A 19,333-nucleotide genomic window follows, 5' to 3' on the forward strand; every position below is an offset into this window, starting at 1 on the left:
TGCTCGACTCAGTTCTGTTGACCCCCTGCCGGATGTTCGGGCACACTTGAGTCAGTTCCACTCAAGTCAGCTGGAGGAATCGAAATGGCACGTGCGGTCGGCATCGACCTGGGCACGACTAACTCCGTCGTCAGCGTTCTGGAGGGCGGCGAGCCCACCGTCATCACCAACGCCGAGGGCGCCAGGACCACGCCGTCCGTCGTCGCCTTCGCCAAGAACGGCGAGGTGCTGGTCGGTGAGGTGGCCAAGCGCCAGGCCGTGACCAACGTCGACAGGACCATCCGGTCGGTCAAGCGCCACATGGGCACCGACTGGAAGATCAACCTCGACGGCAAGGACTTCAACCCGCAGCAGATCAGCGCCTTCGTGCTGCAGAAGCTGAAGCGGGACGCCGAGGCGTACCTGGGTGAGAAGGTGACCGACGCGGTCATCACCGTCCCCGCGTACTTCAACGACGCCGAGCGCCAGGCCACCAAGGAGGCCGGCGAGATCGCCGGTCTGAACGTGCTGCGCATCGTCAACGAGCCGACGGCCGCCGCGCTGGCCTACGGCCTCGACAAGGACGAGCAGGTCATCCTCGTCTTCGACCTCGGTGGCGGTACCTTCGACGTCTCCCTGCTGGAGATCGGCGACGGCGTCGTCGAGGTGAAGGCCACCAACGGCGACAACAACCTCGGTGGTGACGACTGGGACCAGCGCGTCGTCGACTACCTGGTCAAGCAGTTCCAGGCCGGGCACGGCGTGGACCTGGCCAAGGACAAGATGGCGCTGCAGCGTCTGCGCGAGGCCGCCGAGAAGGCGAAGATCGAGCTGTCCTCGTCCACCGAGACCTCGATCAACCTGCCCTACATCACCGCCTCCGCCGAGGGGCCGCTGCACCTCGACGAGAAGCTGACCCGTGCCCAGTTCCAGCAGCTGACCGCGGACCTGCTCGAGCGCTGCAAGACGCCGTTCAACAACGTCATCAAGGACGCCGGCATCTCCGTCAGCGAGATCGACCACATCGTCCTGGTCGGCGGTTCCACCCGCATGCCCGCCGTCGCCGAGCTCGTCAAGGAGCTGACCGGCGGCAAGGAGGCCAACAAGGGTGTGAACCCGGACGAGGTCGTCTCCATCGGCGCCGCGCTCCAGGCCGGTGTGCTCAAGGGCGAGGTCAAGGACGTCCTGCTGCTCGACGTCACCCCGCTGTCCCTCGGCATCGAGACCAAGGGCGGCATCATGACCAAGCTGATCGAGCGCAACACCACCATCCCGACGAAGCGCTCGGAGATCTTCACCACGGCCGAGGACAACCAGCCGTCGGTGCAGATCCAGGTCTACCAGGGCGAGCGCGAGATCGCCGCGTACAACAAGAAGCTCGGCATGTTCGAGCTGACCGGTCTGCCGCCGGCGCCGCGCGGCGTCCCGCAGATCGAGGTCTCCTTCGACATCGACGCCAACGGCATCATGCACGTCACGGCGAAGGACCTCGGCACCGGCAAGGAGCAGAAGATGACCGTCACCGGCGGCTCCTCGCTCCCGAAGGAAGAGGTCGACCGCATGCGCGAGGAGGCCGAGCGCTACGCGGAGGAGGACCACAAGCGCCGCGAGGCCGCCGAGTCCCGCAACCAGGGCGAGCAGCTCGTCTACCAGACCGAGAAGTTCCTCGGCGACAACGCGGACAAGGTCCCCGGCGAGATCAAGACCGAGGTCGAGGCCGCCGTCGCCGAGCTGAAGGAGAAGCTCAAGGGCGACGACCCCGCCGAGATCCGCACCGCCACGGAGAAGGTCGCGGCCGTCTCCCAGAAGCTGGGCCAGGCCATGTACGCCGACGCCCAGGGCGCCCAGGCGGCCGGCGGCGCCTCCGCCGGCGCCGGTGAGGCCAGGGCGGACGACGATGTGGTCGATGCCGAGATCGTGGACGAGGACCGGAAGGACGGTGCGGCGTGACCGAGGAGACCCCGGGCTTCGACGAGCAGCAGCCGCAGCAGCCCGACGTCCCCTCCGGCGCTTCCTCCGACGAAGCCGAGCCGAAGGCCGCCCCCACCCCCTCCCCGGAGGAGGGGACGGCCCCGGACGCGGACGCGGACCGGAACGCCGCCCTGGTGGCCCAGCTGGACCAGGCGCGCTCCGCACTGAGCGAGCGCACCGCGGACCTCCAGCGCCTCCAGGCCGAGTACCAGAACTACCGCCGCCGCGTCGAGCGGGACCGGGTCGCGGTCAAGGAGATCGCCGTCGCGAACCTCCTGACCGAACTCCTGCCCGTGCTCGACGACATCGGCCGCGCGCGGGAGCACGGCGAGCTGGTCGGCGGGTTCAAGTCCGTCGCCGAGTCGCTGGAGACGACCGTGGCGAAGATGGGCCTGCAGCAGTTCGGCAAGGAGGGCGAGCCCTTCGACCCGACGATCCACGAGGCCCTGATGCACTCCTACGCCCCGGACGTCACCGAGACGACGTGCGTGGCGATTCTGCAGCCGGGGTATCGCATCGGCGAGCGCACCATCCGCCCCGCGCGGGTGGCCGTGGCCGAACCGCAGCCCGGTGCGCAGACGGTCAAGCCGGCCGAGGAGGGCACCGAGGCGGCGGACGCCGCGGAGAACAAGGAGAACGGTGGCCCGGAGGAGGGCTGACGTAATAGCTGACGCAGGGAAGGAGGGACGTCGGGGATGAGCACCAAGGACTTCATCGAGAAGGACTACTACAAGGTCCTCGGCGTCCCCAAGGACGCCACCGAGGCCGAGATCAAGAAGGCGTACCGGAAGCTCGCCCGCGAGTACCACCCGGACGCCAACAAGGGGAACGCCAAGGCGGAGGAGCGGTTCAAGGAGATCTCCGAGGCGAACGACGTCCTCGGCGACCCCAAGAAGCGCAAGGAGTACGACGAGGCCCGCGCCCTCTTCGGCAACGGCGGCTTCCGCCCGGGGCCGGGCGCGGGCGGCGGCTCCTTCAACTTCGACCTGGGCGACCTCTTCGGGGGTCAGGCCGGGGGCCAGGCGGGCGGCGGCTTCGGCGGCGGCCTCGGTGACGTCTTCGGGGGCCTGTTCAACCGCGGCGGCACGGGCACCACGCGTACCCAGCCCCGGCGCGGCCAGGACATCGAGTCCGAGGTCACCCTCAGCTTCACCGAGGCGATCGAGGGTGCGACCGTTCCGCTGCGGATGTCCTCGCAGGCGCCCTGCAAGGCCTGCTCCGGCACCGGCGACAAGAACGGCACACCGCGCGTGTGCCCGACCTGCGTCGGCACCGGGCAGGTGGCGCGGGGCTCCGGCGGGGGCTTCTCGCTCACCGACCCCTGCCCCGACTGCAAGGGCCGCGGTCTGATCGCGGAGAGCCCCTGCGACGTCTGCAAGGGCAGCGGGCGGGCCAAGTCCTCCAGGACCATGCAGGTGCGCATCCCCGCGGGCGTCAGCGACGGCCAGCGGATCCGGCTGCGCGGCAAGGGCGCCCCGGGCGAGCGGGGCGGCCCGGCGGGCGACCTGTACGTCGTCGTGCACGTCGGCACCCACCCGGTGTTCGGCCGCAAGGGCGACAACCTCACCGTCACCGTCCCGGTCACGTATCCCGAGGCGGCCCTCGGCGGCGAGGTCCGGGTCCCGACGCTCGGCGGTCCCCCGGTCACGCTGAAGCTGCCGCCGGGCACGCCCAACGGCCGCACCATGCGGGCGCGGGGCAAGGGCGCGGTCCGCAAGGACGGCACCCGCGGTGATCTGCTGGTCACCGTGGAGGTGAGTGTTCCCAAGGACCTGTCGGGGAAGGCTCGTGACGCACTGGAGGCGTATCGCGAGGCGACCGCGGGCGAGGACCCGCGGGCGGAGCTGTTCCAGGCCGCGAAGGGAGCTTGAGACTGATGGACGGCCGTCGACGCAATCCGTACGAACTGACCCACGACACCCCGGTCTACGTCATTTCGGTGGCGGCCCAGCTCTCCGGCCTGCACCCGCAGACGCTGCGCCAGTACGACCGCCTGGGGCTCGTGTCGCCGGACCGCACCGCCGGCCGGGGCCGTCGCTACTCGGCCCGTGACATCGAACTGCTCCGCCAGGTGCAGCAGTTGTCGCAGGACGAGGGCATCAACCTGGCCGGAATCAAGCGCATCATCGAACTGGAGAACCAGGTCGCCGCCCTCCAGGCCCGGGTGGCCGAACTGGAGGACGCCCTCGACGGGGCGGCGGCGACGATGCGTCAGCGCGAGGCAGCGGTGCACGCCTCGTACCGCCGCGACCTGGTGCCGTACCAGGAGGTCCAGCAGACCAGCGCGCTGGTGGTGTGGCGGCCGAAGCGGCAGCAGCAGCCGGACTGACGCGGAGACGAAGGACGGGCAGGGGCCCGGGGGTTCCGGTGGACCTCCGGGCCCCTCGTCGTGCGCGCACCCGCCGGTGATGGACCCCTGTGTGCGGGTTCGGCGGATCTCCCCAGGTCGGTCGCGGGTCCCTCACGAGTGCGGCTCACCGTGTTGTGTCCATCTCGTTAAGTGATCACTCTTGACTCCGATGGTGGCTAAAGCGTTGGCTTTTCAGTCACATGGGACACAAAGTTGTGCCCACGTCCGGAACGCACCTGAAGTGAGCCCCCGCATGCGTCGTATCGCCATACCTGTGGCCGTCACCTCGATGTCCGTCATGCTCGCCGGCTGCGGCGTGCTCGACGCGACAGGGAGCAGCGAGGACGCCAGCCCGACCAAGGGGAACGACATCACCGTCGGGCTGCTGCTCCCGGAGAAGGCCAACACCCGGTACGAGACGTTCGACTACCCCATCTTCAAGAAGAAGGTGGAGTCCCTCACCGACAACCGGGGCAAGGTCGAGTACGCCAACGCGGACGCGGACGCGGGCAAGCAGGAGAGCCAGCTGCAGGGGATGATCGACAAGAAGGTCGACGTCATCGTGCTGGACGCGGTCGACGCGCACGCCATCGCGGGCGGTGTGAAGAAGGCCAAGGAAGCGGGTATCCCGGTCATCGCCTACGACCGGCTGGCCGAGGGGCCGATCGACGCGTACATCTCCTTCGACAACGGGCTGGTCGGCGAGGTCCAGGGACGTTCCCTGCTGGAGTCCTCCGGCGGCCTCGACGTCACCGACAAGATCGTGATGATGAACGGCTCGTCGACCGACCCGAACGCCAAGCAGTTCAAGGCGGGCGCGCTGTCCGAGCTCAGGGGCAAGGTGACGATCGCCAAGTCCTACGACACCAAGGACTGGAAGCCGGAGAACGCCCAGGCCAACATGACCGAGGCGATCAACGCGATCGGCGCGTCGAACATCGCCGCGGTCTACTCCGCCAACGACGGCATGGCGGGCGGCATCGTCGCGGCGCTCAAGGCCGCCGGCGTCACCGACCTGCCCCCGATCACCGGCCAGGACGCGGAACTGGCGGCGGTGCAGCGGATCATCGCCGGCGAGCAGTACATGAGCGTGTACAAGTCCTACCCGGAGGAGGCCGAGAGCGCCGCGGAGATGGCCGTGGCGAAGGTCCAGGGCCGGGACATCAAGTTCGACGCGCTGACCCGCGACCGGGTGGACAGCCCCACGGACAAGGACATCCCGGCGCAGCTCGTGCCCGTGGTCGCGCTGACCCAGGAGAACATCCGGGACACCGTCGTCGCCGACGGGATCTACGAGGTGTCGGACATCTGCACCGCGAAGTACAAGGCGGCGTGCGACGAGATCGGTCTGAAGTAGCCCGCGCGGCCGTCCTCCCGCCCGCGGGTTTCCGCACCGCCGCCTCCCGGTCGGCGGTGCGGCACGGCGTCAATATTCGGCCACGCCCCGCCGGTTCGTCGCGCCGGCACGACCCGGGGTGCGGAAATAGCCGGGCATAGCGGTGGTTTCCGGTGGCCGCGCCGCGAGGACCCGTGTTGCGGAGCCGGTTCCGGCCGCGCATAGTTGCGCTGCGGAAAGTGGCGGACCGGGGGTGGGACGGGCGATGGCCGGGCACGGGACGGACGAGCATCCACACGGTGCTGACCGACTGTGCGAGGCCGGGGATCGCGTGTATTCCCGGGCCGTACGGCGCGGACGCGTGCCGCGCCGGGACGCGGAGCCGGTGCCCTGCCTGATGGACCTGGCCCTGCTGCACCCGGACCCCGACGACATGGACTGGCTGGTCCCGACCTCCCCGCAGGAGGTCATGACCCGGCTGCTGCGCGGGATGTACGACGAGGTCAGCGCGAGCCAGCGCCGGGTCGGCTCGGCCGTCGCCGCCTTCGAGTGGTACGCCGGCCTCGGCCACCAGGTGTCCCCGGCCCCCTCGGCGACGGAGGGCCCGGCGATCCGGGTGCTGGACGGGCTGGCGCGGATCCAGGCGGCGATGGACGAGGCGACGCAGGCTTGCACCACCGAGGTGCTCACCGTCCAGCCCGGCGGCATCCGGCGGGAGGCGGAGCTGTCGGAGGGGCTGCACCGGGCGACGGCGCTGCGCGGCCGCGGGGTGCGGATGCGGGACCTGTACACGCACGTGGCCCGGCACGGGCAGGGGCTGCTCACCTACCTGGAGCTGATGGGCGACGCGGTGGAGGCGCGCACCCTGGACGAGGTGATCGAGCGGCTGATCCTGTTCGACCGCACGGTCGCCTTCATCCCCGCCAACGCCGAGCGCACGATGGCGCTGGAGCTGCGGCACCCGGCGCTGGTGGAGTACCTGGGCACGGTCTTCGAGCGCCTGTGGCGGCTGGCCATCCCGCTGACCGCCCCGCTGCCCGACACCGGCATCGAGGGCATCTCGCACCGGGAGCAGTCCATCGCGGCGCTGCTGGCCGAGGGCCACCAGGACGCGGTGATCGCGGAACGCCTCGGCATCAGCGTCCGCACCTGCCGCGCCCACATCGCCCGCCTGTCGGAGACGCTGGGCGCGGCCAGCCGTACCCAGCTCGGCGTCCGCATCGCCCAGGCCGGCCTGGACGGCCCGCCCCGTTCCTCCCGCACGGCTCCCGCGCGGGGGTCCCGGACCGCCCGGTGAGATGCCCCGGTCGGACGCGGCAGGCCGGGACTCCGGCGCCGACGAGGCGGGGAGCCGTCCGCGCCTCCCTGGCCGCCTACCGGGCCACCTCCCGGCCCTCCCGCGGGGTCCGCCCGTACCGGGCCGCACCGGGGGAGCGGAGCCCTCCCGCGTCGTGCCCGGGGTGCGGCACCGGCGTCACGTGACCGTCTCCTCCTGGTCGAGGATCCCCGACTGGGCGATGAGGTACCCCAGTTGGGCGCGGCTGCCGCTGCCGAGGGCCGACGCGAGTTTGGCTATGTGGGCGCGGCAGGTGCGGACGTTCATGCCCAGGCGCCGGGCTATGGCCTCGTCCACGTGGCCCTCCACGAGCAGCTTGGCGATGGAGTGCTGGATGTCCGTCAGGCCGTCCGGGGCCGGTTCGTACGGGGCGCCCGCGCTCAGGGGGACCGCGCGGGTCCACATGAACTCGAAGACCTTGATCAGGTAGCGGACGAGGCCCGGGTGGCGCAGTTCCAGGGCGACCTGCCGGTCGTCGCGGGTGGGGATGAAGGCCACGGTCTCGTCGCAGATGATGAGGCGCTCCACGAGCTCGTCGATGGTGCGGTACTCCACCTTCCCGGTGTCGAACCGGGCCACGTACGCCAGCGTTTCGGGGCTGTGCCGGGCGGTGTGCTGGTAGAGGGTGCGGATGCGCACCCCCCGGTCGGTCATCTGCTGGTCGCGTTCCAGGGCCTGGGCGAGGGTGTGCTCCAGTCGGCGGCCGCCCGGCTGGACCGTGAGCATCTCGGACCGGCACTGCGAGGTGGCCAGGTCCAGGGCGGCGTTGATCCGGTCGAAGCCCTCCAGCACCGTGATCGAGTGGGTGGTCACCGTCGCCTGGGCGCTGAGCGCCATGAAAGGCTCGAATGCGTCGGCCAGTTCGATCGACATCCGTCGGCGCTCGGTGATCTCCCGTTCCAGGGGGTTGAGCCGCTGGGCCAGGGCGACCGCCGGGGAGACCGGCCGCAGCCAGGTGGGATCGTCCGGGTCGGGGTGCAGGAGGGCGAGGTCCATGAGGCAGGGAGCGGGCTCCACGTCCGCGCGGGCGATGCGGCCGGCGCGCAGGGCGTCGGCGTACAGGCGTCCGCCGACCTCGCACAGTTCGGTCACCGCATGGGGATGTGTCCTATTATTCCGATTCGTAGTCAAATCTCCACCCCCCAGGGTCCTGAACATGCAGGAACATGATGCACCGATTGTGTGGCCATGACGTGCCCGAATGAGCCATCGTCGTACCTGACGGGGGAAGAGGTGACCTTCAAGTGAGGACGAAGCCGACTATGCGTAAGAGAACGCTTCGCTCGGTGCTTGTCGCCGCCTTCTCTGTCGTCGTGGCCTACGGAGCGCTGAACGGCCTGGCCGGCACGGAGGGTGACGCTCGGGCGGACAGCAGCTGGGGACCGGTGGTGGGCGCCAAGTCCGCGCCTGCTGACAGCAGTTGGGGTGTAGTCGCACCCCTTGGCGCAGACGACAGTAGTTGGGGCTGAGTGATGACCACACCTCCCGACGACCGCTCCTTCCGCCGCGAGATGGCCACCGCCTACCGGTCCGGATGGCACTTCATCGACCTGGTCACCGCCATCCCCCACAGCGGTGACTCGTTGATGGTGACCGTCTTCGGTGAGCCGGTCGTCGTCACGCGGGACGAGGACGGAGACGTGCGGGCGTTCCGGTGTCTGCGGCGTCCTCGGGGGGCGCCGCAGCCCGTGCGGTGTGCCGTCCGATACGGAATGATCTTTGTGAACCTGGACCAGCGGGACCATCGGCAGGTGGAGTCCGACTCCCTGGCCCCCCGGACCATCTCGGCCACCCCCCGCAGTGCCTGACGCGATTCCCCCGTCGTAACAGATCGCTCAGGTGCTTCCCCCCGCAGCGGCGTCACCGTGACCTGAACACGGTGACGCCGCTGCAGTTTGCGTGGACATTTCGGGATATCCGCCTGATCGCGTGATGGCCGGTAATGGCCGTTCGCCGGTGCGGGCCGGCGCGGGCCGGCGCGGGGCCCGCTCGGCCGCTCCCGGCCCTCTTTCGGCTCCTCTGTGATCCTTTCCGGCCCCTTCGGCCTCTCCGGCCCCTTCGGCCCCTTCGGCCTCTCCGGCCCCTTCGGCCCTTCCGGCCCTTCCGGCCCTTCCGGCCCTTCCGGCCCCTCCGGGCCCCTTCCCTCGTCCCCCGTGCGGGCGAGTGTCGCTCTCCGGTGCCGCCTGGAGTCGCCCTGGGCTACCCGGAGTCCCCCGGAGTCCCCCGGAGGCCCCCGGAGTCGCCCGGAGTCGCCCGGAGTCGCCCGGAGTCGCCCGGCTCCACCGGGTGCGGGGCAGCCCCGCTCCGGGTACGCGGGGGCCGTGGCCCCGGTGCGCGGCGGTCATGATCCGAAAACTCGACCGCTCGGCCCTCCCGTCCACCGCCTTGAGTGGAATAGACTCAAGTTTGTGGACGTTGACCGAGTCAGCCATGAAGGGCGCTGAAGGGTCGTCGTAAGGAGGAGAACGCGAACGTGGACGCCGAGCTGACCAACCGGAGCCGGGACGCGCTGGGCGCCGCCGGCAACCGGGCCGTGACCGACGGGCACCCCGACCTCACCCCCGCTCACCTGCTGCTCGCCCTGCTCCAGGGGCAGGACAACGAGAACATCACGGACCTGCTCGCCGCGGTCGACGCCGACCAGGCGGCCGTACGCTCCGGGGCCGAGCGCGTCCTCGCCGGGCTGCCGAGCGTGACCGGGTCCACGGTGGCGCCTCCCCAGCCCAACCGCGAGCTGCTCGCCGTCGTCGCGGACGCCCAGGCCCGCGCCCGCGAGCTGGGCGACGAGTACCTCTCCACCGAACACCTCCTCATCGGCATCGCCGCCAAGGGCGGGGCGGCCGGTGAGGTGCTGGCGCGGCAGGGCGCCACCGCGAAGAAGCTGCAGGAAGCCTTCCAGAAGGCGAGGGGAGCACGCCGGGTGACCACCGCCGACCCCGAGGGCCAGTACAAGGCCCTGGAGAAGTTCGGCACCGACCTCACCGCCGCCGCCCGCGAGGGCAGGCTCGACCCCGTCATCGGACGGGACCACGAGATCCGGCGGGTCGTCCAGGTGCTGAGCCGCCGCACCAAGAACAACCCCGTCCTCATCGGCGAACCCGGCGTCGGCAAGACCGCCGTCGTCGAGGGGCTCGCCCAGCGGATCGTCAAGGGCGACGTGCCCGAGTCGCTGAAGGACAAGCAGCTCGTCGCGCTCGACCTGGGCGCGATGGTCGCCGGGGCCAAGTACCGCGGCGAGTTCGAGGAGCGGCTGAAGACCGTCCTCGCCGAGATCAAGGACTCCGACGGGCGGATCATCACCTTCATCGACGAGCTGCACACGGTCGTCGGCGCGGGCGCCGGCGGCGACTCCGCCATGGACGCCGGCAACATGCTCAAGCCCATGCTCGCCCGCGGCGAGCTGCGCATGGTCGGCGCCACCACCCTGGACGAGTACCGCGAGCGGATCGAGAAGGACCCGGCCCTGGAGCGGCGCTTCCAGCAGGTGCTGGTCGCCGAGCCGACCGTCGAGGACTCCATCGCCATCCTGCGCGGGCTCAAGGGCCGCTACGAGGCCCACCACAAGGTCCAGATCGCCGACAGCGCGCTGGTGGCGGCGGCCACCCTCTCCGACCGCTACATCACCTCCCGCTTCCTGCCCGACAAGGCCATCGACCTCGTCGACGAGGCCGCCTCCCGGCTCCGCATGGAGATCGACTCGTCCCCCGTCGAGATCGACGAGCTCCAGCGCGCCGTGGACCGGCTGCGGATGGAGGAGCTGGCGCTCGACAAGGAGACCGACCCCGCCTCGCGCGAGCGCCTGGAGAAGCTGCGCCGCGACCTCGCCGACAAGGAGGAGGAGCTGCGCGGCCTCACCGCCCGCTGGGAGAAGGAGAAGCAGTCCCTGAACCGCGTCGGTGAGCTCAAGGAGAGGCTCGACGACCTGCGCGGCCAGGCCGAGCGCGCCCAGCGCGACGGCGACTTCGACACCGCCTCCAAGCTCCTCTACGGCGAGATCCCGGCCCTGGAGCGCGACCTCGAGGCCGCCTCCGAGGCCGAGGAGGAGGCCGCCCGGGACACCATGGTCAAGGAGGAGGTCGGCCCCGACGACATCGCCGACGTCGTCGCCTCCTGGACCGGCATCCCCGCCGGGCGCCTGCTGGAGGGCGAGACGCAGAAGCTGCTGCGCATGGAGGAGGAGCTCGGCAGGCGGCTCATCGGCCAGACCGAGGCCGTACAGGCGGTCTCCGACGCGGTACGGCGCTCCCGGGCCGGCGTCGCCGACCCCGACCGTCCCACCGGCTCCTTCCTCTTCCTCGGCCCGACCGGCGTCGGCAAGACCGAACTGGCCAAGGCGCTCGCCGACTTCCTCTTCGACGACGAGCGGGCCATGGTCCGCATCGACATGTCGGAGTACGGCGAGAAGCACAGCGTGGCCCGTCTGGTCGGCGCCCCGCCCGGCTACGTCGGCTACGAGGAGGGCGGCCAGCTCACCGAGGCCGTGCGGCGGCGGCCGTACAGCGTGGTGCTCCTCGACGAGGTGGAGAAGGCCCACCCCGAGGTCTTCGACGTCCTGCTCCAGGTGCTGGACGACGGCCGGCTCACCGACGGCCAGGGCCGCACGGTCGACTTCCGCAACACCATCCTGGTCCTCACCTCCAACCTGGGCAGCCAGTACCTGATCGACCCGATGACCACCGAGGCGGAGAAGAAGGAGCAGGTGCTGGAGGCGGTCCGGTCCTCCTTCAAGCCGGAGTTCCTCAACCGCCTCGACGACCTGGTGGTCTTCTCCGCGCTGACCAAGCCCGAGCTGGAGCGCATCGCGAAGCTCCAGATCGACCGCCTGGCCCGGCGGCTCGCCGAGCGCCGGCTCACCCTGGACGTCACCGACGACGCCCTGGCCTGGCTGGCGGAGGAGGGCCTGGACCCGGCCTACGGCGCGCGGCCGCTGCGCCGTCTGGTCCAGACCGCCATCGGCGACCGGCTCGCCAAGGAGATCCTCTCCGGGGAGATCAAGGACGGCGACACGGTCCAGGTGGACCGCTTCGGCGAGGGCCTGCTGGTGGGGCCGAAGACGGGCAAGACACTCTGAGCACCCGGAACCGGGTCCCGGGCCCGCCGTCCCGTCCGGACGGTGGGCCCGCCCTTCGGTGGGTACCCGCAGATTGACCGGATCGAGTCAGCCCAGGGCAGACAGCCCCGTCAGGGCTTGCCACCCCCCTCCCCGCATGGGGGAGGATGGCGGGATCCGTACGAAGGGAAAATCACGGTGAGCATCGACCCGTCCTCGATTCCGAATTTCGGGGGCCAGCCCGAGCCGCAGCCCCAAGGACCGGCGGGCCCCGTCGTCCCGGATCAGGACCTTGTGAAGCAGCTCCTCGACCAGATGGAGCTCAAGTACGTCGTCGACGACGAGGGCGACCTCGCGGCGCCGTGGGAGCAGTTCCGCACCTACTTCATGTTCCGTGGGGAGGGTGACCAGCAGATCTTCTCCGTGCGGACGTTCTACGACCGGCCGCACCAGATCGACGAGAAGCCGCAGCTGCTCGAGTCCGTCGACGACTGGAACCGGCGCACCCTGTGGCCCAAGGTGTACACCCACACCCATGACGACGGCACCGTCCGTCTCATCGGTGAGGCCCAGATGCTGATCGGCATGGGCGTCAGCCTGGAGCACTTCGTCTCGTCGACGGTCAGCTGGGTGCGGGCCGCCATCGAGTTCGACAAGTGGCTCGTCGAGCAGCTCGGCCTGGAGAAGGAGATCAACGAAGCGGACAAGCCCGAAGACGACGAGTAGGCCGTCCCAGGCGGCCACCGCCGAGCACGACGGGCGGCGGGTACCGGCCAGGTACGCGCCGTCCGCGGGGAGAGCCCGACCCGGACACCGGCCACCACGACCGGCCGCCGGGGCCGGGCTCCCCGCGTTCAGGGGGTCCCCGCGTCCTGCAGCCGTTACGGGCCCCGTGCCCTTCAGCCGTCGTGCGAGGTCGCGGTGCGCGGCGGCTGCGCCACCGACCGACGGATGTCCGCCGAGGCGCCGTCTCGGCCCCGGTCTCCTTCAGCACGGAGGTGAGCGCCTTCCCGGCGGTGTGGAGCCGCTCGTCCGCGGCCGTCGGTTCGCCGAGCCCGAGGCGGCTGCCACCTCGCTCAGCGCCTGGTGCAGCAGCTCCGGGGTCGCCTCGGCGAAGGTGGACGCGTCGAGGCGGCCGGCCGGGCTGGACACGGTGCGGGTGAGTGCCTCCGGCCCCGTGCGGGCCCGGCGTGCCGGAACGGACGTCGGGGAGGGGGAAGGGCTCACGCCATGATCCCGTCGTCATCCTGGTGATCGAAGCAACCGGGACTCACAGGTGAGTCGATGCTTCCGTGGGCACCTCCGCCCACACCGTCTTGCCCAGGGGGCGGCGAGGTGCCGAACCCCAGCGCACCGCCAGGGCTTCCACCAGGAGCAGCCCTCGACCGGACTCGCCTTCGGGAGGGACCGAGGGCGTGGAGGTGGGCGGCCGCTTCGCGGAGGCGGCGTCCGCGACCTCGACCCGCACCAGGCCCGCCACCTCGTCGAGAGTGAGCCGGAGGCCGAAGTCCCGTCCGGGGACCCGGCCGTGCTGTACGGCGTTCGCCGCGAGTTCACCGACGACGAGAGCGATCGCGCACGACACGTCCGACACGGGCGGGTGGCCCCACGCCTCCATGCACCGGACGGCGAAACGCCGGGCGAGCTGCGCACCTCGTGGTGAGGAGGTGAACCGCGCGGCAGCCGAGGGCAGTCCGCTTGCTTCGTCGACCAGCGTGACGATGTCCGGCGCGGGGGGCGCGGAGCTCCGCCGTGGCTCGTCTCCAGAGGTGATCGTTCCTGTGAGCACGGCTCCGTCCGTCCTTCTCCATCGAGCTCGAGACGTCTCGCACGGTGCGCGAGTCATCACTTTCCGTGCTCAAGATTCGTCGGATCGCTCTACGCTCGACAGGGGACACAGGCTTACCTTTCAGGTCATAAGGAACGGGCGTGACGCTTTGGCCAACGGAATCGACCCCAGTGCGTCGATGGCGGCGCTGTTCGGTGCGCGGGTGCGCAGGCTCCGTACGGCGGCCGGACTCACTCAGGCCGAACTCGGCGCCAGGACGCATGTGGTGAGCACCCGGATCACGCAGATCGAGCGGGCGTCGGGAGCGAAGCCGACGCTGGAGCTGGCGCGTGCGCTGGATGCGGCTCTCGGCGCGGACGACCTCCTGGTCGAGCTGTGGCCGTACGTGTACCGGGAGGCGTTTCCGGACTGGTCGCGGAGGTTCATGGAGTACTCGGAGCGGGCGGTGGTCATCAGGCAGTACGCGGCTCATGTGGTGCCGGGTCTGTTGCAGACGAAGGACTACGCGCGGGCTGTGCTCAAAGTCGGTCGAACGCTCAGTGGTGAAGAGCAGTTGGCGGAGCGAGTCGCCCTCCGCATGGGGCGACAGGAGCGGCTCAGCGCGCCTGATCGACCGGAGTTGTGGCTGGTCCTCGATGAGGCGGTACTCAGGCGTCCGGTCGGCGGTCTGCCGGTGATGCGCGAGCAGTTGGCGCGGCTGCTGACGGCCGGATCGGAGTCTCACATCACTGTGCAGGTGCTGCCGTTCGACCAGGGCGAGCACGAGGTCATGGGTGGCTCCCTCACGGTCCTCACCCTGCCGGACGGCTCGGAGATCGCCTACACGGAGGGCGCGCACTACGGACAACTCATCGAGGATCCGGACGAGGTGAGGCGGTTCTCCCTGACCTACGATCGGCTGCGGGCGGCAGCTCTGCCCCCGCTCATGTCGCTCGACATGATCCGATCCGTGAGGGAGGACAACCACCGTGGAGCGAACGTCCCGTCCCGATCTGAGCGTCGCCGTGTGGCGCAGGAGCAGCTACAGCAATCAAGAGGGGGGCGACTGCGTGGAGGTGGCCGACGGATTCCCCGGCGTCGTCCCCGTCCGTGACAGCAAGGCCCCGCACGGTCCGGCGCTGTGCTTCGAAGCCGTCTCCTGGACCGCCTTCATAGGTGGGCTGAAGGCCGAACACCGCCGTCCCTGAGTAGGCCGGACCCCGGTCGCCGCCCGTCTTCCGGGCCCACCGGGCCCTTGTCCGCGAGGGTCCGGTGGGCCACTGACCTCCCCAAAGAACCGGGAGAAAGAACCACCCGCCCACCCACCCTCCCCGCCGAAAGGCCCGCGTCACTCGTGCGAGTGACCGGCTTGCAGGCGCGGGACGCGGGCGGTTACGTTCGCCGCGACAACCGCAAACAGATACGGCCCCCGGCCGGGATTGCCGTCCCGATCGAGGGCCTGACCGATCAGGAAGAGCACACTTCCCGATGGCTGACCCGCAGTCTAACGCGCGCCTGCGCGCCGACGCCGGAGCTCCGACCTCCGGCGTGATCCACGTCCGCACCCGGCTCACCGCCGACTTCACCGTGATCTCCAACGCCCTCGCCCAGCGGCGCGGCAGCGCGGTCACCATCGGCGTGGCGGTCTACATCCTCTCGCTGCCCACCGGCACCCCCGTGAGCATCGCCGCCCTGTGCGCCCACTTCACCGAGGGCGAGATCCTGATCTCGCGGGCGCTCAGGGAGTTGGAAGCCGCCGGGTACCTGGAACGCCGCCGCGAACGCCTGTCCTCCGGACAGATCCGCACCCGGACGTACTTCTACGACGTTCCCGGCGGCGCACCGCAGCCGGACCCGGACGGGCCACCGGAACCGCCGAAGCCACCCCGGCCCCGGAAGCCGTCCGCAGCTGAGCAATCCACGTCCTCTCCGGTAGCTGAGCAAGCAGCTCCCGCACCCCCTCCGGACCAGCCGGAAGAGCCGACCGCACTCGCCGACGCCGACCCGCGGGCGGTCGCCGTCCTGGCCTCCCTGCGCCGCGTCGACCCGCGTCTCGTCCTGTCCGAGCGTGAGGCCGTGCGCCTGGCGTCGGCCGTCGCCGCATGGCTGGCGGCCGGTGTCGGGCCTTCCCGGATCACCGCACTGCTCACCACGGGGCTCCCCGACCGCTTCCTGACCCGTCCGGCGGGTATCCTCGCCTTCCGTCTCCGGGAGACGCCGCTGCCCGCGCCGCCCCCGGTCTCGCTCCCGCCCGTCCCCGACCGCCCGGCCGTGCTGCCCTTCCAGACCTGCGACGGCTGCGAGCGCGCCTTCCGCGGACCGGAGCCCGGACACTGCCGGGACTGCCGAGGCCACCTCGTCGGGGGTCTTCTTCGTGCGGCCGGCTGAGCAGACGGGCGGGTGTGCGATCGCTCCCCGGACGGGAGACTTGATGGGCGATGATGCGAGATCCGCCGGCGGACACGACGGACGGAGGAGGTGGTGCATGGCCGACCGGTTCAATGACGAGCTTCTGACTCCCACGGAAACAGCCTCTCACCTGCAGATTCCGCAGTCGACGCTGATCTCGTGGCTGAAGAGCAGGGCCGCCGGGGCGCCTCTGGTCCATCAGGTGGAACCACTGCGCAAGGGACAGCCCTCGGTGCCGTTCATCGCGGTGGCCGAGGCGCACGTCCTCCGGTCCCTGCGCACCCTGGGACTGCGGATGAGCGAGATCAGGGAAGCGGCCGCCGCCGTACGGGACGCCTTCGACACCCCCTACGGCCTTGTCTCGAAGCGCATCGCGACGGACGGCGTGGACATCTTCGTCGAGCACGGACTGGGGGACCTACGCAGGGCCCGGGACGGGCAGGCCCCCATCCACGAAGTGGTCTCCGACTATCTCCGCTACCTGAACTGGGAGCCCGACGACGACTTCCCCACCAGTCTGCGGCTCAGGCAGTACCCGGACTCCGTCCCCGTCGTGATCGACCCGAGGTTCGGGCACGGGAGGCCCGTCGTGGCCGCGAACCGCGTCGCGGTCAAGGCCATCACCGACCTCTGGGAGGCCGGGGAGAGCGTCGAGGACATCGCGTACGACTTCGACATGACACCCGAGCAGGTCGACGCGTTGTGCCGGGCAGTGGTGCGCCTTGCCGCCTGAGTTCTTCCTCGACCGCAATCTCGGACGTCGCGTCACGGAAGGGCTGAGGGCGTGCGGCTGGATCGTTCACCGCATCGGGGACGTCTTCCCCGACGACGCACAGGACATCGCCGACGAGGACCGGATCGCTCACGGTCTCGACCAGTCATGGGTACCGATCTCGAAGGACGGCCGGATCAAGAGCAGGGACCTGGAGATCCAGCCGGTGCTGGAGCGGGAAGAGGTGCTCTTCTACCTCGACAACCAGCAACTTCCCAGCGTTGAGAGGGTCGGACGGCTCGACACACACCGCGAGGCCGTCCACCGGGCCGTGGCCAGGGGTGGCCCCGCGGCCTACGCGGTGCGGCGCGACCGCATCGAGCGCACCTGGCCGTGACGTGCGTGACGGCCAGGAACTGGTCCCGGACCGTCCTCCGTCAGGAGGGCGTCGTCCGCTCCGGCGTCGCTCGGCGGACCGTCCGTGCCCTCGGTCAGCGGCCGACCGTCGAGGTGGAGCAGGCACAGCAGGTCTCCCAGCGTCTCGACGAGGAGTCGTCGCCCATGTCCCTCGGCGCCACGGGCGAGGCCCTGAGCGACTTCGAGACATGGCTGGGGTCGCCCAGGGCCGAGTGACCAGGAGCGCGAGGAAGCCCAGCGCGACGGATCGGTGCACGAGGGCGCCACCTCACGCACCAGCACGGAAACGGTCCTCGCTCAGCGGGCTCCCGCGCCCTTCAGCCGCCGCGCCGCCTCCTCCAGGACCGGCCGCTGCTTGCAGAACGCGAACCGCACGAAGGGGGCGCCCGCCTCCCGGTGGTCGTAGAAGACCGCCGTGGGGATGGCGACGACGCCCGCGCGTTCCGGCAGGGCCCGGCAGAAGGCGACGCCGTCGCTCTCGCCCAGGGGGCGGATGTCGGCGGTGACGAAGTACGTGCCGGCGGGCCGGTAGACGGTGAGGCCCGCCTCCTCCAGCCCCGCCGCCAGGACGTCCCGCTTGGCCCGCAGGTCGTCCCTCAGCCCGGTGAAGTACGACTCGGGCAGCGCGAGGGCCTCGGCGACCGCGTACTGGAACGGGCCCGCGGAGACGTACGTCAGGTACTGCTTGGCCGAGCGGACCGCCGTCACCAGCTCCGGCGCGGCCGTGATCCAGCCGACCTTCCAGCCGGTGAACGAAAAAGTCTTGCCGGCGCTCGAGATGGTCACGGTCCGCTCCCGCATGCCGGGGAAGGTCGCCAGCGGCACGTGTTCGGCGTCGTCGTAGACCAGGTGCTCGTACACCTCGTCGGTGACCACGAGCAGGTCGCGCTCCACGGCCAGCTCGGCGATCGCCGCCAGCTCCTCGCGGGTCAGGACGGTGCCGGTCGGGTTGTGCGGGGTGTTGATCAGCAGCAGCCGGGTGCGGTCGGTGACGGCGTCGCGCAGTTCGTCCAGGTCGAGCCGGAAGCGGCCGCCTTGCGGGCGCAGGGTGACCGGGACGCGCCGGCCGCCCGCCAGGGCGACGCAGGCCGCGTAGGAGTCGTAGTACGGCTCGAGGGCGACCACCTCGTCGCCGGGCTCCACCAGGGCGAGCAGGGCGGCGGCGATCGCCTCGGTGGCACCGGCGGTGACCAGGACCTCGGTGTCGGGGTCGAAGGAGAGGCCGTAGCGGCGCCGCTGGTGCGCGGCGACGGCGGTGCGCAGCTCGGGGACGCCCGGGCCCGGCGGGTACTGGTTGCCGCGGCCGTCGCGCAGTGCCCGTACGGCCGCCTCCCTGACCTCCTCGGGGCCGTCGGTGTCGGGGAACCCCTGGCCCAGGTTGATGGACCCGGTCCGCAGGGCCAGGGCGGACATCTCGGCGAAGACCGTCGTCCCGAACTCGGCGAGCCGGCGGTTCAGGAGGGGGCGCGGGCTGGAGGTCATGTCGGCCATCCTGCGCCGAAGCTCTGGACTTCCTCAACTCTGCTTTGGGCCGCGCGGGCGGAGGGCATCTCCCGGTCACGCACGTGAGCGGGGCACCCACGGGGGGCTGCTTCGGGGGATCACGGGCGATGGAAGGGAGGGCGGCGCCATGGACATCGGCACCGTCGTGACTCTGCTCCTCGGACTGGTCTTCACGCTGGTCTTCGCACTGCTCGTCCTCCTGGTCGTGACCGTGGTGCGCCGGGCCGCGCACCGGACGGCGGGCCGCACCCGGGGGACCGGTGCGCGCTCAGGGTCGTCCGGGAGCCGGTACGGCGGCAGCGACGGGAGCTGGTGGGTGGGCGGCGGAGCCGTCGCCGCGTCCTGCTCCTCGCCGTCCGGCAGCGGCTCCGACGGCGGGTCGTCGTCCTGCGGGGGCGGCTCGTCCTGCGGGGGCGGCTCCTCCTGTGGAGGCGGTTCGTCCTGCGGGGGCGGCGGTGGATGCGGCGGAGGAGGCTGACACGGGGCAGCTCGCCTCCACTTC

19 protein-coding genes are annotated in these 19,333 nt (G+C 70.9%); 16 read left to right on the forward strand and 3 right to left on the reverse strand.

The window, feature by feature from the left end; all coding sequences use genetic code 11:
• The first annotated feature begins 84 nt into the window (after positions 1-84).
• The 6 genes from dnaK (at position 85) to CP969_RS20850 (ending at position 6,933) form a co-directional block, all read left to right on the forward strand.
• Complete coding sequence (dnaK, locus tag CP969_RS20825) at positions 85-1,929, forward strand: molecular chaperone DnaK (RefSeq protein WP_004985499.1); 1,845 nt, start codon at positions 85-87, stop codon at positions 1,927-1,929.
• Entirely contained in the window at positions 1,926-2,609 is a 684-nt protein-coding gene (grpE, locus tag CP969_RS20830; RefSeq protein ID WP_004985498.1) for a nucleotide exchange factor GrpE, read from the forward strand. Before dnaK ends, grpE begins: the two co-directional genes overlap by 4 nt.
• 36 nt (positions 2,610-2,645) lie before the next feature.
• Complete coding sequence (gene dnaJ / locus CP969_RS20835; protein WP_004985497.1) at positions 2,646-3,821, forward strand: molecular chaperone DnaJ; 1,176 nt, start codon at positions 2,646-2,648, stop codon at positions 3,819-3,821.
• Between the two features lie 5 nt (positions 3,822-3,826).
• On the forward strand, positions 3,827-4,279 hold the full coding sequence (locus CP969_RS20840; RefSeq protein WP_004985496.1) for a heat shock protein transcriptional repressor HspR: 453 nt from the start codon (positions 3,827-3,829) through the stop codon (positions 4,277-4,279).
• 274 nt (positions 4,280-4,553) lie between these two features.
• Entirely contained in the window at positions 4,554-5,657 is a 1,104-nt protein-coding gene (locus tag CP969_RS20845; RefSeq protein WP_039831018.1) for a sugar ABC transporter substrate-binding protein, read from the forward strand.
• 244 nt (positions 5,658-5,901) lie between these two features.
• The gene (locus CP969_RS20850; protein WP_026085012.1) at positions 5,902-6,933 is read left to right on the forward strand and encodes a helix-turn-helix transcriptional regulator; all 1,032 of its coding nucleotides are present in this window, start codon (positions 5,902-5,904) and stop codon (positions 6,931-6,933) included.
• Between the two features lie 177 nt (positions 6,934-7,110).
• Here the strand turns inward: CP969_RS20850 and CP969_RS20855 are convergent, their stop codons facing one another.
• Positions 7,111-8,130, reverse strand: coding sequence for a helix-turn-helix domain-containing protein (locus CP969_RS20855; protein ID WP_167540234.1), 1,020 nt, complete (start codon positions 8,128-8,130; stop codon positions 7,111-7,113).
• 314 nt (positions 8,131-8,444) lie between these two features.
• Here CP969_RS20855 and CP969_RS20865 point away from each other — a divergent pair, with 314 nt between their 5' ends.
• The 3 genes from CP969_RS20865 to CP969_RS20880 all read left to right on the forward strand — a co-directional run bounded on the left by CP969_RS20865 (position 8,445) and on the right by CP969_RS20880 (position 12,748).
• Positions 8,445-8,780 (forward strand): Rieske (2Fe-2S) protein, encoded by a 336-nt coding sequence (locus CP969_RS20865; RefSeq protein WP_004985491.1) that lies wholly within the window; start codon positions 8,445-8,447, stop codon positions 8,778-8,780.
• Positions 8,781-9,445: 665 nt separating this feature from the next.
• A complete protein-coding gene (gene clpB, locus CP969_RS20875; RefSeq protein ID WP_016825338.1) occupies positions 9,446-12,043 on the forward strand; it encodes an ATP-dependent chaperone ClpB in 2,598 nt (865 codons plus the stop codon).
• 177 nt (positions 12,044-12,220) lie between these two features.
• Positions 12,221-12,748 (forward strand): YbjN domain-containing protein, encoded by a 528-nt coding sequence (locus CP969_RS20880; RefSeq protein WP_004985489.1) that lies wholly within the window; start codon positions 12,221-12,223, stop codon positions 12,746-12,748.
• A 544-nt stretch (positions 12,749-13,292) separates the two neighbouring features.
• Here CP969_RS20880 and CP969_RS20885 read toward each other — a convergent pair.
• Positions 13,293-13,811, reverse strand: a complete 519-nt coding sequence (locus CP969_RS20885; RefSeq protein WP_026085011.1) for an ATP-binding protein — start codon at positions 13,809-13,811, stop codon at positions 13,293-13,295.
• Between the two features lie 178 nt (positions 13,812-13,989).
• Here CP969_RS20885 and CP969_RS20890 point away from each other — a divergent pair, with 178 nt between their 5' ends.
• The 6 genes from CP969_RS20890 to CP969_RS20915 all read left to right on the forward strand — a co-directional run bounded on the left by CP969_RS20890 (position 13,990) and on the right by CP969_RS20915 (position 17,544).
• A complete protein-coding gene (locus CP969_RS20890; RefSeq protein ID WP_016825334.1) occupies positions 13,990-14,904 on the forward strand; it encodes a helix-turn-helix domain-containing protein in 915 nt (304 codons plus the stop codon).
• Positions 14,816-14,998 (forward strand): DUF397 domain-containing protein, encoded by a 183-nt coding sequence (locus tag CP969_RS33915; protein ID WP_078495379.1) that lies wholly within the window; start codon positions 14,816-14,818, stop codon positions 14,996-14,998. Before CP969_RS20890 ends, CP969_RS33915 begins: the two co-directional genes overlap by 89 nt.
• A 280-nt stretch (positions 14,999-15,278) precedes the next feature.
• Entirely contained in the window at positions 15,279-16,178 is a 900-nt protein-coding gene (locus CP969_RS20900) for a hypothetical protein (protein ID WP_026085010.1), read from the forward strand.
• A 97-nt stretch (positions 16,179-16,275) separates the two neighbouring features.
• Positions 16,276-16,932 carry a DUF433 domain-containing protein gene (locus tag CP969_RS20905; RefSeq protein ID WP_016825331.1) on the forward strand — a complete coding sequence of 219 codons (657 nt, stop codon included), beginning with the start codon at positions 16,276-16,278 and terminating at the stop codon, positions 16,930-16,932.
• Entirely contained in the window at positions 16,922-17,308 is a 387-nt protein-coding gene (locus tag CP969_RS20910) for a PIN-like domain-containing protein (RefSeq protein ID WP_016825330.1), read from the forward strand. Before CP969_RS20905 ends, CP969_RS20910 begins: the two co-directional genes overlap by 11 nt.
• A gap of 5 nt (positions 17,309-17,313) precedes the next feature.
• Positions 17,314-17,544, forward strand: coding sequence for a hypothetical protein (locus CP969_RS20915; RefSeq protein WP_144055259.1), 231 nt, complete (start codon positions 17,314-17,316; stop codon positions 17,542-17,544).
• An 81-nt stretch (positions 17,545-17,625) separates the two neighbouring features.
• On the opposite strand, the gene CP969_RS20920 is transcribed toward CP969_RS20915, so the two are convergent.
• Positions 17,626-18,819 (reverse strand): pyridoxal phosphate-dependent aminotransferase, encoded by a 1,194-nt coding sequence (locus tag CP969_RS20920; RefSeq protein WP_016825328.1) that lies wholly within the window; start codon positions 18,817-18,819, stop codon positions 17,626-17,628.
• Between the two features lie 139 nt (positions 18,820-18,958).
• Here CP969_RS20920 and CP969_RS20925 point away from each other — a divergent pair, with 139 nt between their 5' ends.
• Positions 18,959-19,309, forward strand: a complete 351-nt coding sequence (locus tag CP969_RS20925) for a hypothetical protein (RefSeq protein WP_016825327.1) — start codon at positions 18,959-18,961, stop codon at positions 19,307-19,309.
• The last annotated feature ends 24 nt before the right edge of the window (positions 19,310-19,333 follow it).

Source organism: Streptomyces viridosporus T7A (genome assembly GCF_008704515.1).
Lineage (GTDB): Bacteria > Actinomycetota > Actinomycetes > Streptomycetales > Streptomycetaceae > Streptomyces > Streptomyces viridosporus.

Bases quoted from the DNA above. Each gene is read 5' to 3' on its own strand.
- CP969_RS20925 (WP_016825327.1), top strand. From the start codon at position 18,959: ATGGACATCGGCACCGTCGTGACTCTGCTCCTCGGACTGGTCTTCACG.
- CP969_RS20900 (WP_026085010.1), top strand. From the start codon at position 15,279: ATGGCTGACCCGCAGTCTAACGCGCGCCTGCGCGCCGACGCCGGAGCT.
- CP969_RS20845 (WP_039831018.1), top strand. From the start codon at position 4,554: ATGCGTCGTATCGCCATACCTGTGGCCGTCACCTCGATGTCCGTCATG.
- CP969_RS20890 (WP_016825334.1), top strand. From the start codon at position 13,990: ATGGCGGCGCTGTTCGGTGCGCGGGTGCGCAGGCTCCGTACGGCGGCC.
- CP969_RS20840 (WP_004985496.1), top strand. From the start codon at position 3,827: ATGGACGGCCGTCGACGCAATCCGTACGAACTGACCCACGACACCCCG.
- CP969_RS20855 (WP_167540234.1), bottom strand. From the start codon at position 8,130: ATGTTCAGGACCCTGGGGGGTGGAGATTTGACTACGAATCGGAATAAT.
- CP969_RS20850 (WP_026085012.1), top strand. From the start codon at position 5,902: ATGGCCGGGCACGGGACGGACGAGCATCCACACGGTGCTGACCGACTG.
- dnaJ (WP_004985497.1), top strand. From the start codon at position 2,646: ATGAGCACCAAGGACTTCATCGAGAAGGACTACTACAAGGTCCTCGGC.
- CP969_RS20865 (WP_004985491.1), top strand. From the start codon at position 8,445: ATGACCACACCTCCCGACGACCGCTCCTTCCGCCGCGAGATGGCCACC.
- CP969_RS20905 (WP_016825331.1), top strand. From the start codon at position 16,276: ATGGCCGACCGGTTCAATGACGAGCTTCTGACTCCCACGGAAACAGCC.
- dnaK (WP_004985499.1), top strand. From the start codon at position 85: ATGGCACGTGCGGTCGGCATCGACCTGGGCACGACTAACTCCGTCGTC.
- CP969_RS20920 (WP_016825328.1), bottom strand. From the start codon at position 18,819: ATGGCCGACATGACCTCCAGCCCGCGCCCCCTCCTGAACCGCCGGCTC.